This is a genomic window from Streptomyces sp. NPDC058308 (genome assembly GCF_042880275.1).
Taxonomy (GTDB): domain Bacteria; phylum Actinomycetota; class Actinomycetes; order Streptomycetales; family Streptomycetaceae; genus Streptomyces.
The window spans coordinates 89,987-104,691 of record NZ_JBHVZA010000011.1; the positions used below are offsets into that span (position 1 = coordinate 89,987).

General features: G+C 71.5%; 10 protein-coding genes. 2 read left to right on the forward strand and 8 right to left on the reverse strand.

What is annotated here, in order from left to right; genetic code table 11:
• Window positions 1-42 precede the first annotated feature (42 nt).
• Complete coding sequence (locus tag ACFVYL_RS17170) at window positions 43-675, reverse strand: hypothetical protein (protein ID WP_389716558.1); 633 nt, start codon at window positions 673-675, stop codon at window positions 43-45.
• Between the two features lie 601 nt (window positions 676-1,276).
• Here ACFVYL_RS17170 and ACFVYL_RS17175 point away from each other — a divergent pair.
• Complete coding sequence (locus tag ACFVYL_RS17175) at window positions 1,277-2,137, forward strand: SAM-dependent methyltransferase (RefSeq protein WP_389716559.1); 861 nt, start codon at window positions 1,277-1,279, stop codon at window positions 2,135-2,137.
• Between the two features lie 64 nt (window positions 2,138-2,201).
• On the opposite strand, the gene ftsH is transcribed toward ACFVYL_RS17175, so the two are convergent.
• The 6 genes from ftsH to ACFVYL_RS17205 form a co-directional block, all read right to left on the reverse strand.
• Window positions 2,202-4,142, reverse strand: a complete 1,941-nt coding sequence (gene ftsH / locus ACFVYL_RS17180; protein ID WP_389716561.1) for an ATP-dependent zinc metalloprotease FtsH — start codon at window positions 4,140-4,142, stop codon at window positions 2,202-2,204.
• 150 nt (window positions 4,143-4,292) lie between these two features.
• Window positions 4,293-5,846, reverse strand: coding sequence for a signal recognition particle protein (gene ffh, locus ACFVYL_RS17185; protein WP_389716562.1), 1,554 nt, complete (start codon window positions 5,844-5,846; stop codon window positions 4,293-4,295).
• Between the two features lie 146 nt (window positions 5,847-5,992).
• Window positions 5,993-8,470 (reverse strand): [protein-PII] uridylyltransferase, encoded by a 2,478-nt coding sequence (locus tag ACFVYL_RS17190; protein WP_389716563.1) that lies wholly within the window; start codon window positions 8,468-8,470, stop codon window positions 5,993-5,995.
• 99 nt (window positions 8,471-8,569) lie between these two features.
• Window positions 8,570-8,908, reverse strand: a complete 339-nt coding sequence (locus ACFVYL_RS17195) for a P-II family nitrogen regulator (RefSeq protein ID WP_389716565.1) — start codon at window positions 8,906-8,908, stop codon at window positions 8,570-8,572.
• Window positions 8,905-10,269: an ammonium transporter gene (locus ACFVYL_RS17200; RefSeq protein WP_389716567.1), complete on the reverse strand. Its 1,365-nt coding sequence runs from the start codon at window positions 10,267-10,269 to the stop codon at window positions 8,905-8,907. Before ACFVYL_RS17200 ends, ACFVYL_RS17195 begins: the two co-directional genes overlap by 4 nt.
• 334 nt (window positions 10,270-10,603) lie before the next feature.
• Window positions 10,604-12,079 (reverse strand): hypothetical protein, encoded by a 1,476-nt coding sequence (locus ACFVYL_RS17205; RefSeq protein WP_389716569.1) that lies wholly within the window; start codon window positions 12,077-12,079, stop codon window positions 10,604-10,606.
• Window positions 12,080-12,500: 421 nt separating this feature from the next.
• Between ACFVYL_RS17205 and ACFVYL_RS17210 the strand changes: the two genes are divergently transcribed.
• Window positions 12,501-13,163 (forward strand): bifunctional DNA primase/polymerase, encoded by a 663-nt coding sequence (locus ACFVYL_RS17210; RefSeq protein ID WP_389716572.1) that lies wholly within the window; start codon window positions 12,501-12,503, stop codon window positions 13,161-13,163.
• A gap of 175 nt (window positions 13,164-13,338) precedes the next feature.
• Here ACFVYL_RS17210 and ftsY read toward each other — a convergent pair whose 3' ends face one another.
• Window positions 13,339-14,562, reverse strand: a complete 1,224-nt coding sequence (gene ftsY / locus ACFVYL_RS17215; protein ID WP_389716574.1) for a signal recognition particle-docking protein FtsY — start codon at window positions 14,560-14,562, stop codon at window positions 13,339-13,341.
• Window positions 14,563-14,705: the final 143 nt, after the last annotated feature.

The following is a 14,705-nucleotide window of genomic DNA, read 5'->3' on the forward strand; positions in this document are numbered from 1 at the left end:
TCGCCGGGGCGCCCGAATCCGGGCCGGACGCCCCGCTCCAGCTCAGCCCACGCCCACACTGACCGCTTCCGGGATGCGGAACGGCTTTCCACAGCCGCCGCACATGATCGGCGCCTGGGCGAGTACGGAAGGCACCACGCGGACGTTGCGCCCGCAGTCGCAGACCGCCTTCACGCGCACGCCGCCTCCGGAGGAACCGTGCCGGGCGGCCGGTCCCCGGAAGCTGCGCGCGGTGTCCGCCGTCGTCGCTGCGGTGTGCGCCTTCAGTGCGCGCTGCAGGCGGTCGATCGTCGGGCGATAGCGCTTCTTCGCCTCCGGATTGAGCGTGACCAGGGAGAAGCCGCTGCTGGGATGTGGCTCCTCGGAGTGATCCAGACCCAGCTCCTCGGCGATCGCGAGGAATCTGCGGTTGTGATATCGGCCGGCACGTGAAGTGTCGCGTACACCGCGCGAGGCGGCGATGCCATGGACTGCCTCGTGAAGCAGTCGCTCGAAGGAGAGCTCGGCGCCGCAGGCGGACGACGACTCTCCGATCAGGGATTCGGGCGCGGCAAGGTCGGGCAGCTCGGGGTGGTGCCGCTGAATGTCGGCCCACGCCTGTGCCAGCTCTGCGGCGAGAACAGGTGGTGTCGTGCTCACGTCGTGACAACGAGCCGAGTGCCCTGGGGGTTCCATTCCGGGGCATCCCAAATAATTTGCACGTACCCGTCAGTTGCCATTGATGCGTCCGGACGAGGGCGGGTGCGCTGATCTGCGGAGAAGCCTCACAGCTCACACCAAGCCGGTACGTAGTGGCGCGTACGCCCCGGCGCGTAGACCATGTCCTCGCGCCGGGTCTCGTGTCGCACGGGCGGGAGCGCGGGCCGGGGGCGGATGCGCTGATACCGGAGCCGCATCTCTCAGTTCCCTCGGCAGGGGCAGGCCGTGTTGCTCGGTGTCGCTCGGTGTCGCTCGGCCGAAGGCGGGCCACGACAGTGACGTTACCCGGGGTCTCATCGGCGTCCGGCACCGCCCCGCCCTCAGAGCCTGTCCTTGCCCCCACCATGCGCCCCGACGCCCGGCGCGCATGGTGGGGGCGGGGCTGCCGGGGCGTGGATCTCCGCCCCTCAGGGGGCGCACAACGGTGGCACGCAAGCATTGCCACACAACCCCTGGACTCCACGACGGATGCGGAGTTCTCTGGCATACGGGGGGAGTGCGAGCGCACTGCACGGGGGCGGACGAACCGTTGAATTCCGGCACGGCACTTAACTCTCGTTGGATTGGGGCGCTTTCGATGACACCAACACTCGTGCAGTCGCACCTCCCCCGCACGGGCGCTTCGCCCCGTGTGGATCTGTGTGCACGCGCGCGTGACTGGGCGGAGATCCAGGAACGGATGCTGGTCCCGCTCTATGAAGCGGTGTACGAACGGCTCGAAGTGGGCGGAGGCACCCGGCTCCTCGGCCTCGGCTGCGGCTCCGGACTCGCTCTGCTGATGGCGGTCTCACGCGGCGCCGCGGTCACCGGCCTCGACCCGGCGCAACCCGAACGTCTCGCTCTGGCGCGAGGACGCCTCCTCCCGGACGGCGCACCGCACGCACGCACGCGTGCGGACACCCGCCTCGTGGAAGGCGGCCCTGCGGACGCGGTGGACCCGGACCTGCCCGCGTACAACCTCGTCACCGCCATGCAACCCATCGGCTGCATGGCGGGCGACTCCGAAGGGCTGTCCGAGCTCCTGGAGGTGGCGGCGCCGCTCGCCCGGCGCGGCAGCCCGGTGGTGCTCGCCGGCTGGGGCCCTCCGGAGCGGTGCGCGACCTCCTCCGTCCTGCGGGTGGCGACGAAGCTCGCCGAGCCTCTTCGGTCCACGGGCAGCTGGCGCCCCGCGCTCCGGGACGACCTGGAGAAAGTCGCCCACCGGGCCGGCCTCAAACCCGACGGCTCGGGCCGGGTGGCGTGCCCCTTCGGGTACGCGGACGTGGAGAGCGCGGTCCGCGGGCTGCTCTCCACGGGGCTGTTCGACGCGGCGGTGGGCGCGACGGACCAGGCGCAGGTCGACAAGGAGCTGACGGAGGCGCTGCATCCGCATCGGCGCGGGGACGGGACGGTGTGGATGCCGAACGTCTTCCGCTATCTGATCGCACGCACTCCGTAGCGGTCTCGTGCCCTCTTCAGCGGTCACGTGCCCTCTTCCGTAGGCCCTCACCAGAGATCCCCGGTTACGTGGCGGACTCCTTGGCCGTCCGCGTGATACCCGCCACCCGGTACGCCTGCGCCTCCTCCAGCGTCTCGTTCTCCAGCAACGCCGTGGCCAGTGCGTCCAGTTGGCCCCGGTGCTCGCGCAGCTGCCGACAGGCGCTCTCGTAGCACTCGTCGACGATCCGCCGCATCTCCGTGTCGATCGTGTCGAGGGTTCCGGGGGCGGCCGCGAGCCCGTACGCCTGCTGGGCGTCGTTCGGCAGGGCCGAGAGGCGGCCCACCAGTTCGCTCATGCCCCAGCGGCCGACCATGCCGCGCGCGATGTTGGTGACCTGCTCCAGGTCGTTCTCCGCGCCTGTCGTGATGACTCCGTAGACGACGTGTTCGGCGGCCATGCCGCCCAGGGCGCCGGTGATGCGGCCCCGGAGGTACTCCTCGGTGTAGGCGTACTTGTCGGAGTCCGGGGTCGAGAGCGTCACGCCCAGCGCGCGCCCGCGCGGCACGATGGTGATCTTGCGGACCGGGTCGGCGCCGGGCTGCAGCATGCCGAGCAGGGCGTGGCCGCTCTCGTGGTACGCGGTGCGCCTGCGCTCCTCCTCCGGCATCACGAGCGGCCGCTCGGCGCCGAGCTGCACCTTCTCCATGGCTTCGGAGAGGTCGGACTGCGTGACCGCCTGCTGCTTGCGCTTGACGGCGACGAGGGCGGCTTCGTTGGCGAGGTTGGCGAGTTCGGCGCCGGTCATGCCCGGTGTCGTACGGGCGACCTGGGCGAGGTCGACGTCGTCGGCCAGCGGGATGGACCTCGTGTGGATCTTGAGGATGGCCTCGCGTCCGCCGCGGTCGGGCGGCGAGACGTTGACGACGCGGTCGAAGCGGCCTGGCCGGGTGAGGGCGGAGTCGAGGACGTCGGCACGGTTGGTGGCGGCGAGCACGATGACGCCTTCCGCGCCGGAGAAACCATCCATCTCGGTGAGGATCTGGTTCAGCGTCTGCTCGCGCTCGTCGTGCCCGCCCATCCCGCTGCCACCGCCCCGGGCGCGTCCGATGGTGTCGATCTCGTCGATGAAGATGATCGACGGGGCGACCTTGCGGGCCTCGGCGAAGAGTTCCCGTACGCGCGAGGCGCCCACGCCCACGATCATCTCGATGAATCCCGAGGCCGAGGCGGAGAAGAAGGGCACGCCCGCCTCGCCCGCGACGGCGCGCGCGAGCAGCGTCTTGCCGGTGCCCGGCGGCCCCGCGAGCAGCACGCCGCGCGGCATCTTGGCGCCCATCCTGCGGTAGACGTCGGGGTTCTTCAGGAAGTCGACGACGTCGTTGAGTTCGCCCTCGACCTCGTCGATCCCCGCCACGTCCTCGAAGGTGGTCCGCTTCGCCCCGGGCTCCAGCTCGACCGGCTTGGGCGGCGTCTTGCGCCCGAGCATGCCGCCCCCGCCACCCATCCCGGCGCTCATGCGCCGGGCGATGAAGATCCACAGCACCACGAGCAGCAGCATCGGGGCGAGCGAGATCAGGAGGTTGGAGAGGAAGCTGCGCTCCTGCACCACAGGCTCGGCGGTGACCGTGACGTCGTGCTTGGTCAGGTCGTCCCAGAGCTTGTCGTCGGCGAAGGCGGGGCGCTGCGTCGTGAACTTGGTGTACTTTCCCTTGTCGCCGTCCGGCTTGGACTGCTCCTTCTTGAGCTGCCCCTGGATCGCGTCGCCCTTGGAGTAGATCTTCGAGACGTTGCCGTCGTCGACCTGCTTGCTGAATTCGGTGTACGAGATCGTCGGCTCGTCGCCGTCGTTGAAGAAGGACAGGACGAGGTTGGCGATGAGATACACGATCAGAGCCGTGAGGATCAGGCCTCCCCAGCCGCCCGGCATCTTCTTCTTCGGCGGCGGCGTGGGTGCGGGCGGCGGGGCGCCCTCGGAGCGCCACGGCTGATCGGGCGCCTGGCGCGGCGGCACAGGGTTGCTCATATCCGGACGTTACGTCAGAAAAGAGGCCCGGGCACCCGCTCCGCATCCCCTGGGAAACGCCGAGGGCGCCCCTCCGTAGAGGGGCGCCCCGGTGACGTACGAGACGGAACAGTCCGTGATCGGCGGGCGGCTCCGGCCGCTCGCCGGACGTCAGCCCATGAACTTCTTGAACTCGTCGGGGAGCTCGAAGTCCTGGCCTGCCTGGCCGCCCGGCAGGCCGAAGGCGCCGCCGGCCTGGCCCGCCGCCTCGCGGCGCGCGGCGGCCTCCTGCTCCTCCTGCTTGCGCTTCATCGGGTTGCCCGACTTGCGCTTGCCCTTGGCCTGCTTCTGCTTCTTCTTCTGCTTGCCCGGGCCGCCACCCATGCCCGGCATCCCCGGCATACCCGGCATGCCGCCGCCCTGGGCCATGCGGGACATCATCTTCCGCGCCTCGAAGAACCGCTCGACGAGGTTCTTCACCGCGCTGACGTCGACACCGGAACCCTTGGCGATACGGGCCCGGCGCGAGCCGTTGAGGATCGTCGGCTCCTGACGCTCGGCGGGCGTCATCGACTTGATGATGGCGGCGGTACGGTCCACGTCCCGCTCGTCCAGATTGTTGATCTGGTCCTTGATCTGCCCCATCCCGGGCATCATCCCGAGCAGCTTGCTGATGCTGCCCATCTTCCTGACCTGCTCCATCTGGGCCAGGAAGTCGTCGAGGGTGAAGTCCTGGCCCTTCTTGGAGGCCAGCTTCGAGGCCATCTTCTCGGCCTCTTGCTGCGAGAAGGTCTGCTCGGCCTTCTCGATCAGCGTGAGCATGTCGCCCATGCCGAGGATGCGGGACGCCATGCGGTCCGGGTGGAACGCGTCGAAGTCGTCCAGCTTCTCGCCGTTCGAGGCGAACATGATCTGGCGCCCTGTGACCTGGGCGATCGACAGGGCGGCGCCACCACGGGCGTCACCGTCGAGCTTCGACAGGACGACGCCGTCGAAGCCGACGCCGTCGCGGAAGGACTCCGCCGTGTTGACGGCGTCCTGACCGATCATGGCGTCGACGACGAAGAGGACCTCGTCCGGGCTGACGGCGTCGCGGATGTCCGCGGCCTGCTGCATCAGCTCCTGGTCGATACCGAGGCGGCCGGCGGTGTCGACGATGACGACGTCGTACTGCTTCGTCTTGGCGAACTCGATCGAGTCCTTGGCGACCTGCACCGGGTCACCGACGCCGTTGCCCGGCTCGGGGGCGTAGACGCCGACGCCGGCGCGCTCCGCGACCACGCTCAGCTGGTTGACGGCGTTGGGGCGCTGGAGGTCACAGGCGACGAGCAGCGGCGCGTGGCCCTGCCCCTTCAGCCAGAGACCGAGCTTGCCCGCGAGGGTCGTCTTACCGGCACCCTGCAGACCCGCGAGCATGATGACGGTCGGGCCCGTCTTGGCGAACCGCAGGCGCCTCGTCTCGCCGCCGAGGATGCCGACGAGCTCCTCGTTGACGATCTTGATGACCTGCTGGGCGGGGTTGAGGGCCTGGGAGACCTCGGCACCGGCCGCACGCTCCTTGACCTGCTTGATGAACGCACGGACGACGGGCAGGGCCACGTCCGCCTCGAGCAGGGCGATGCGGATCTCGCGCGCCGTGGCGTCGATGTCCGCCTCGGACAGGCGGCCCTTGCCCCGGAGGTTCTTGAATGTCGCTGCGAGGCGGTCGGAGAGAGTATCGAACACGGCGGTCGCGAATCCTCGGGTCGGGGGAAGGGGGACAGGTCGCCTTCCAGACTATCGGTCGACCGCGGGTGCCCGGGGCTCCGGGCGGCTCTTCCTTCGCGAGCGGGGGCGAGCGCCACCGGGCCGCGGCCGCCCCTGGCCCGCGCTCAGCCCCGCAAGACCCCCTCCACCTCCCGGGCCACTCCCGCCGCCCGCTCCCCCTCCAGAGGAACTCCGTCCGCCCCCGTCACATAGAACGCGTCCACCGCGTTCGCCCCCAGCGTCGACACATGCGCACTGCGCACCACCACCCCAGCGTCCTCCAGCGCCCGCCCGATCCGGCGCAGCAGGCCCGGCGCGTCCTGGGCCCGCACCTCGATCACCGTCGCGAGCCGCGAACCCGCCGGGGCCACCGTCACCCGGGCCGGCGGTGCCACCGTGCCGCGGCGGCGCGGGTACGCCGCCTCCCGTTCCGCGAGCCGCGCCTCGATGTCCAGGGAGCCGTCAAGGGCCCGGACCAGATCGGCCCGCAACCGCGCCGCCTGCGGCATCGAGCCGTACTCCGCCGCCACCCGCCAGCTGAGCAGCAGCACCGAGGACGACTCGACGCCCGACGGCAGCGTCACCTCCCGCAGCTCCGCGGTCCGCACCGCGAGCCGGTGCAGCGCGAGCACCCCGGCCACCGCGGACAGCACTCCCGGCTGGTCCGGCACGGCGACCACCAGCTCGACGCCGAGCGGCTCGGCCTCCTCCTCGGACCCGGCGGCCTCCGGCGCGCCCTCCACCCGCGCCCGGAGCGCGAGGACCGGTCCACCCGTACGGAACGCCTCCATCGCGAGCCGCTCCTGCTCGGCCGTCGGCGCCGCGTCCTCGGCCTGCGCGGGTTCGTCCCCGGACAGCAGCGCGGCGACCCGCCGCACCAGGTCGGCGACCAGTGCCCCGCGCCACGCCGACCAGGCCGCCGGACCGGTGGCCAACGCGTCCGCCTCGGTCAGCGCGTGCAGCAGTTCCAGCGTCCCCACCGAACCCACCGCCTCGGCGACCCCCCGTACCGTCGCGGGATCGTCGAGGTCACGCCGGGTGGCGGTCTCCACGAGGAGCAGGTGGTGGCGCACCAGGCAGGCGACGACCGCCACGTCGCCCCCGTCGAAGCCGATCCGCGCGGCGACGTCCCTGGCGATGATCTCCCCGGCCGCGGAGTGGTCCCCCGGCCACCCCTTGCCGATGTCGTGCAGCAGCGCGGCCACGAGGAGCAGGTCGGGCCGTCCCACCCGCCGGGTGAGCTCGGCGGCCCGCACCGCCGTCTCCACCAGGTGCCGGTCGACCGTCCAGGTGTGGACGGCGTTGCGCTGCGGCCGGCACCGCACCCGCTCCCAGTCCGGCAGCATCCGCGTGATGAGGCCCTCGGCCTCCAGCGCCTCCCACACCTCGACCGTCGGCCGCCCCGCGCCGAGCAGCGTCACGAGCTGCTCGCGCGCCTCGGCGGGCCACGGTGTGGGCAGGGGGCGCGCCGCCGCGGCGAGGCGGCGCACGGCGTGCAGCGACAAGGGGAGGCCTGCCTGCGCCGCGGCCGCGGCGGCCCGCAGCGGCAGGACCGGGTCCCGTTCGGGCCGGGCGGCGCGGGCGAGCACGGCCTCGCCGTCCTGTTCCACGACCCCTTCGGCCAGCGGCGACCGCTCGGCGACGGCCCCCCGGCCGCCGCCGAGCAGCGTGCGCAGCCTCGGCCGCCCGGCCCGCGCCCGCAGCACGCGCCCGACCTCGCGCCAGGTGACATCGCTGGCGTACGAGACGACGCGGGCGGCCTCGTACACCTGCCGCAGCAGGGTGTCCGCGTCCAGCAGGCCCAGTTCGGCAGCGACCTGGTCCTGCTCCTGGAGTGCGAGCCTGTCGGTGGCACGGCCGGTCGTCAGATGCAGTGCGTCGCGCACGTCGAGGAGTTGCCTGCGGGCGTCGGCGAGCCCCTCGCGGGGCGCGTCCGCGAGCCACGACGCGGCGACCGCCCGCAGCGCGGTCGCGTCGCGCAGGCCGCCCCTCGCCTCCTTCAGGTCGGGTTCGAGCAGATAGCTCAACTCGCCCTGCCGTTCGGCCCGTTCCTCGCACAGCTCGCGCAGTTCGGGCAGCCGCTTCACCGCCTGGTTGCGCCAGTCGGCGAGCACGGACGTGCGCAGCGCGGCGGTCAGTCCCGGGTCGCCCGCGACGTGGCGGGCGTCGAGGAGCCCGAGGTGCACCTTGAGGTCCTCGCCGGCCGTCCTGCGCGCTTGCTCGGGTGTCCGCACGGAGTGGTCGAGGGCTAGCCCGAGGTCCCATACGGGGTACCAGAGGCGGTCGGCGAGCGCGGCGAGGTCGCGCCCGTCGGCGTTCCCGTCGTGCAGGAGGAGCAGGTCCAGGTCGCTGCGGGGCGACAGCTCGCCCCGCCCGTAGCCGCCCACGGCGACCAGCGCGGCGCCCCTGGGCACCCGGCCGGCCGGGGAGGACCCGGCCCGGAAGAGCCCGGCCAGCCAGTCGTCCGTCAGCTCGGCCAGGGCGGAACGGCGCGGCGGCCCGGACCGCGACTCCTCGTGGAGGAGCCGCAGCCGGGCCGCCGCGTAGCCGCTGGGTCCGGAGTCTTCGGTTGTCGCTTCGGTCTCTACGTCCACACTCGTCACCCAGCAGCTCCTGTTCAGTCCCGCTCAGTTCCCTGCATCACGCCTCGCACCCCGCACCCCGCGCCCCACGCCTCCCGCCGACACCTCACACCTCACGCCTCACAGCGCGTCGGGCCCCCGCTCCCCGGTGCGCACCCGGACAGCCGTGTCGACCGGGACGCTCCAGACCTTGCCGTCCCCGATCTTGCCGGTACGGGCGGCCTTCACGACGACTTCGAGGAGTTGTTCGGCGTCGCCGTCCTCGACGAGGACCTCGATGCGAATCTTCGGCACGAGATCCACCGTGTACTCGGCACCCCGGTAGACCTCGGTGTGTCCGCGCTGCCGTCCGTAGCCGCTGGCCTCGGTGACGGTCAGGCCCTGGACGCCGAAGGCCTGCAGCGCTTCCTTGATCTCGTCGAGCCGGTGCGGCTTGACGACCGCGGTGATGAGCTTCATGCGTCCACCTTCTTGTTCTTCTTCTGGACAGGAGCACCCGCGCCGCCCATGAGCGGGGTGGGGAGCCCGGTACGCGCGGCCGTGCCGCCGCCCGCCCCGCTGAAGTCGTACGCGGTCTCGGCGTGTTCCACCTGGTCGATGCCCGCGACCTCGTCGTCCTCGTCGACCCGCATCCCGATCGTCTTGTCGACGAGGAGGGCGAGAACCGCGGAGGCGATCAGGGAGTACGCGAGGACGGCGCCGACACCCGCGAGCTGCTTCCACAACTGGTCGAGGCCGCCGCCGTAGAAGAGGCCCTGGGCCTTGGACTGGCCGCCGCCGGTGGCGAAGAAGCCGACGAGGACCGATCCCGCGATGCCGCCGACCAGGTGGACGCCGACGACGTCCAGGGAGTCGTCGTACCCGAACCTGAACTTGAGCCCGACGGCCATGGCGCACAGCAGACCGGCGATGGCACCGATGGCGATGGCACCGAGCGGCGAGCAGGAGCCGCCCGACGGGGTGATGGCGACGAGGCCTGCGACGGCGCCGGAGGCCGCGCCCAGCGTGGTGAACGCGCCGTGGCGGAGCTTCTCGTAGATGAGCCAGGCGAGCATGGCGGCGGCGGTGGCGACCTGGGTGTTGACGAACATGAGCGCGCCGACGCCGTCGTCGTTGCCGAGCCACGATCCGGCGTTGAAGCCGAACCAGCCGAACCACAGGAGGGCCGCTCCGAGCATTACCAGCGGCAGCGAGTGCGGCCGCATCGGGTCCTTCTTGAAGCCGACGCGCTTGCCGATGACGAGGATCACGCCGAGCGCCGCGGCTCCGGCGTTGATGTGCACGGCGGTGCCGCCCGCGAAGTCGATGACACCGAGTTCGAAGGCCCAGCCGCCGGTGCCCCACACCCAGTGCGCGACGGGGAAGTACACGACGGTGGCCCACAGCGTGATGAACAGCGCCCAGGCCGTGAACTTCACGCGGTCCGCGAGGGCGCCGCTGATCAGTGCGGGGGTGATGATCGCGAACATCAGCTGGAAGACGGCGAAGACGTAGACCGGGATGGTGTAGCCGTCCCAGAGCTGGTTGATGCCGAGACCACTGAGGCCTACGTAGTCACCCTCCCAGCCGAAGAGACTGCCGTGGTCGCTGCCGAACGCGACGGAGAAGCCGTACAGCACCCAGAGGATGGTGACGATCCCCAGGCTGATGAAGCTCATCATCAGCATGTTCAGGGTGCTCTTGACGCGGACCATGCCTCCGTAGAAGAAGGCGAGTCCCGGCGTCATGAGCATCACCAGAGCGGAACAGATGAGCATGAACCCGGTGTTGGCGGCAGACAGCTCGGGGGCGTCTGCGGCGATCGTGATGCCTGGGGGCATCGGCGTCTCCTCGTCTCGTATGCGGCCCGTGCGGGCGAGGCGTGTGGGGTGCCGAGGGGCCCCTGCTCGGGGAGCGCGGGGCTGTGGGCCGGTCGTGCGCCAGACATTGGCGCAGCGCGGTTTCGGCGGGCGCCCCTCGGTGTTTCGCCGCAGTGACGAAGAGGTCGTGCGTGTTACGCGGTCATGAACTGCCGGGTCGCACGGGGTGCGGTTCCCTCTCCCGCGCGGGGCATGAGAACCGGCCGCGGCGGCCATCCGGCTGACCTGGCATGGGGGAGCCGAGTCGGGCTGTTCGGGATGGTCCTGCCGCGGCCGGGGCCGGTCGTGCCGGGCTTCAGACCGCTTCCGCGGTCTCCGGCATCTCGATGGCGAGCCGTTCGGTGATCTCCAGGACTTCGGCGACGTCACCGAAGTCCCGTACGGCGGTGTCGACGGTCTTGCGCAGCCGGGTGTTGACCCGCTCCGAGCGGACCTTCTTGGCGATGTTCAGGGCCTGTCCGGCGAGGACAGTGCCCTGCTCGGGCTCGCGCTGGAGCAGGTGGACGGTGGCCTTGCCGATGAGGTTCAGCGCGTACGAACGCTGGTGCTCGGCGTCCTTCTCGAAGAGCTCCACGGCGCGGTCCATGACGGGCTCGGCGAGCGAGGCGTACGTGGGGCTGCGGCCTGCCACATAGGCCAGGTCCCGGTACGAGTGGGCGTTCTCGCCGTTGAGCTCGGCCTCGGAGAAGAAGCGGATCCAGTCCGGCTCGGGCCCGCCGAAGTCCTCGGCGTCGGCGAAGGTGTCCTCGGCCATCCGCACGGCCCGCTTGCACTTGCCGGGCTGGCCCATGCTGGCGTACGCCCGGGCCTCCATCGCATACAGCATGGCCTGGGTGCGCGGGCTGGCGCAGTCGCGGCTGCCGTACTGCGCGAGGTGGACCAGTTCGAGGGCGTCGTCGGGCCGGCCGAGGTGGATCATCTGGCGGCTCATGCTGGAGAGGATGTACGACCCGAGGGGCTTCTCGCCCGCCTCCTTCGCGGCGTGCAGGGCGAGGACGAAGTACTTCTGGGCGGTGGGCTGCAGTCCCACGTCGTAGCTCATCCAGCCCGCCAGCTCGGCCAGTTCGCCCGCGACCTTGAAGAGGCGCTTGGAGGTGGCTTCGGGCTGGGGCTCCTGCAGCAGGTCCGTCACTTCGTGCAGCTGCCCGACGACGGCCTTGCGCCGGAGCCCTCCCCCGCACTGGGCGTCCCACTGCCGGAACATCACCGTCGTGGACTCAAGGAGGTCGAGCTCGGGCTTGGAGAGCCGGGAGGGGCGGCGCGGGACGGCGGCCTCGGGGTCCGGGGGCGCCGAGGCGGACGGCGAGGGCACCAGCCAGCGCTGCATGGGCTCGATGAGGGCGGGGCCCGCGGAGAGCGCGAGCGAGGTGCCGAGGAAGCCGCGGCGGGCGAGCATCAGGTCGCTGCGCGAGAACTCGCTCATGAGCGCGACCGTCTGCGGCCCGGTCCAGGGCAGGTCGACCCCGGAGGAGGCCGGGGTACGGTGCGCGGCGCGCAGGCCCAGGTCCTCGACGGCGACGACGCAGCCGAACCGCTCGGAGAAGAGCTCAGAAAGGATGCGGGGAATCGGCTCGCGGGGATTCTCGCCGTCCAGCCAGCGGCGCACGCGCGACGTGTCCGTCGAAATGTGGTGGGCACCCAGCTGGCGTGCCCTGCGGTTGACCTGGCGGGCCAGCTCGCCCTTCGACCAGCCGCTGCGCACGAACCAGGACGTGAGCATCTCGTTGGGGCGCTTCTCAGCGTTCACTCCGCCTCCGCCGTTGCCGCCCACTGGAACGCCCCCATCCCTCAAGCCACTTGGTCGTTGTCCACGCCAAGCCCTAACAGAATGCCGCGTCTTGCGGCTGTCCGTCCGGAGAATGTCACCCATCGAACAGGAAACCGACTTGCCTCCGGCATACCCACGGGTGCTCGAACTCCCAGGGCCATGCACCGAAAGTAATCCTACGATCACCCCTCTCGCGAGGGCGATTGCGGAAACGCCACCATTCGCCACCCCTTCGAATGAACTCCCGGACCGCCACAAGCGATTCACTTGACATAGGACGGACGAAAGTGGGCGGAGCGGAGTGCGACGGGGCGCACGACATCGGGCGCACCACCCGCCAATCCACCGAGCGCCGCCCCGCAACAGAGGGTCACGATCCCATTCCGTCACGTAACCGCGGCACGCTCGACCCGTTGGAGGGGGCATGGGCTTCACGATCGGCGGCACCCGGGGAACCGACAGGCCCCGGACCGGATCACGGCGGCGCGGCCGCACGTCGGACTGCACCACGGTCGCGGAGTACACCGGCCTGTGGGGCTGGGCTGCGGTGCCCGGCGCCCGGACCCTGGACGGTGCCTGCTCGTGCGGAGCCGCCGACTGCGCCGCCCCCGGCGCCCACCCGCTGGACTTCGCCCCCGAGGTCCCGGCCGGGGCCACGCTCGACGAAGTGGCCGACGCCTGGGCCGAGTTCCCCGGCGCGGCCGTGCTGCTTCCGGTCGGGCGCGCGTTCGACGTGCTGGAGGTGGCGGAGACGGCCGGGCGGCGCGCCCTGTTCCGGCTGGAGCGGATGGGGCTTCCGCTGGGCCCGGTGGCGGTCACGCCCGACGGCCGGGCGCAGTTCTTCGTCGCCCCCGGCGCCGCGACCGAACTCCCCCAGCTGCTCTACCGCATGGGCTGGGACGGCGCCGCCCTGGATCTGCACGGCCTGGGCCACGGCGCCCACATCACCGCGCCGCCGTCGGACCGCGGCGGCCTCGGCCCGGTCCGCTGGCTCCGCTCCCCCGCGCTCGACACGGCGACGCATCCGCCGCAGGCGCGGCTCCTGCTCGGCACGCTGGCGTACGTCGCGCACCGGTCCCCCGCGTAGCGCACGGGACGGCCCTCAAGGGACCGGGAACCGACCTTCCAGGAACCGGCCCTCCAGGGACCAGGAACGGAAGGGCCCCCTCGCACCTGCACCGTGCGAGGGGGCCCTTCTTCCTGCGGGAACTTCACGTACGTACGACGGCGCGGACCGGCCGGTCCCCGATCCGGTCCCCGATTCAGTCCCCGATGAGCGCGTCCACGAACGCCTCGGGCTCGAAGGGAGCCAGGTCGTCCGCGCCCTCGCCGAGGCCCACCAGCTTGACCGGCACGCCCAGTTCGCGCTGTACGGCGACGACGATGCCGCCCTTGGCGGTGCCGTCCAGCTTCGTGAGGACGATGCCCGTGATGTCGACGACCTCGGCGAAGACCCGCGCCTGCACCAGGCCGTTCTGGCCGGTCGTGGCGTCGAGGACGAGCAGCACCTCGTCGAGCGGGGCGTGCTTCTCGACGACGCGCTTGACCTTGCCGAGCTCGTCCATGAGGCCGGTCTTGGTGTGCAGCCGGCCCGCGGTGTCGATGAGGACGACGTCGGCGCCCTCCGCGATGCCCTCCTTGACCGCGTCGAAGGCGATCGACGCGGGGTCGCCGCCCTCGGGGCCGCGGACCGTACGGGCGCCGACGCGCTCGCCCCAGGTCTGCAGCTGGTCGGCGGCGGCGGCGCGGAAGGTGTCGGCGGCGCCGAGGACGACCGAGCGGCCGTCGGCGACGAGGACGCGCGCGAGCTTGCCCGTGGTGGTGGTCTTGCCGGTGCCGTTGACCCCGACGACCATCACGATGCCCGGCGTCTCCAGGCCGGACTCGGTCTTCACGGTGCGGTCGAGATCCGCGCCGACGAGCGTGAGGAGCTCCTCGCGGAGCAGGGTGCGCAGCTCGTCAGGGGTGCGGGTGCCGAGCACGCGCACGCGCTCGCGCAGCCGCTCCACGAGCTCCTGGGTGGGCGCGACACCGACGTCCGCGGTGAGCAGCGTGTCCTCGATCTCCTCCCAGGTGTCCTCGTCGAGGTGCTCGCGGGACAGCAGCGTGAGCAGCCCCTTGCCGAGCGCGTTCTGCGAGCGGGAGAGCCGGGCGCGCAGCCGGACCATGCGGCCGGCGGCGGGTTCGGGGGTCTCGATCTCCGGTGCGGCCGGTTCTTCGGCGACCGGCTCCTCGACGACGACCGGGGCCGTGGCCGACGGCTCGACGAGCGGGAGTTCCACCTCCTCGATCGTGCGGCGCGGTTCGTCGCGCGGCGTCTCGGCCTCTTCGCCGACCTTCGGTTCGGCGGGAGGGGCGGTGATGGTGGGCGCGGAGGACGGGGCCTGCGGGGGCAGCTGCTTCTTCTTGCGGCTGCCGATCACGAGCCCGCCGAGCGCGCCGATCACGACCACGGCGATGACTACAGCAAGGATGACGATTTCCATAACCCGTCCAGTATCGGCCATGCCACCAAGAGAGGCCCAGTTTGGAGTTTCCTCCAAAGAACATATGCCCTGGGAGGGCACTACTCGGACTAAAGTACGATGGAGGTCCCCGCATCAACGCGCGTAGAGTCCATCGCGAATCA

What these genes read in the sequence shown, in the direction of transcription:
- ACFVYL_RS17195 (WP_389716565.1), bottom strand. Translation starts at nt 8,908, where the DNA reads ATGAAGCTCATCACCGCGGTCGTCAAGCCGCACCGGCTCGACGAGATC.
- ftsH (WP_389716561.1), bottom strand. Translation starts at nt 4,142, where the DNA reads ATGAGCAACCCTGTGCCGCCGCGCCAGGCGCCCGATCAGCCGTGGCGC.
- ACFVYL_RS17210 (WP_389716572.1), top strand. Translation starts at nt 12,501, where the DNA reads ATGGGCTTCACGATCGGCGGCACCCGGGGAACCGACAGGCCCCGGACC.
- ACFVYL_RS17170 (WP_389716558.1), bottom strand. Translation starts at nt 675, where the DNA reads ATGGAACCCCCAGGGCACTCGGCTCGTTGTCACGACGTGAGCACGACA.
- ACFVYL_RS17175 (WP_389716559.1), top strand. Translation starts at nt 1,277, where the DNA reads ATGACACCAACACTCGTGCAGTCGCACCTCCCCCGCACGGGCGCTTCG.
- ftsY (WP_389716574.1), bottom strand. Translation starts at nt 14,562, where the DNA reads ATGGAAATCGTCATCCTTGCTGTAGTCATCGCCGTGGTCGTGATCGGC.
- ACFVYL_RS17200 (WP_389716567.1), bottom strand. Translation starts at nt 10,269, where the DNA reads ATGCCCCCAGGCATCACGATCGCCGCAGACGCCCCCGAGCTGTCTGCC.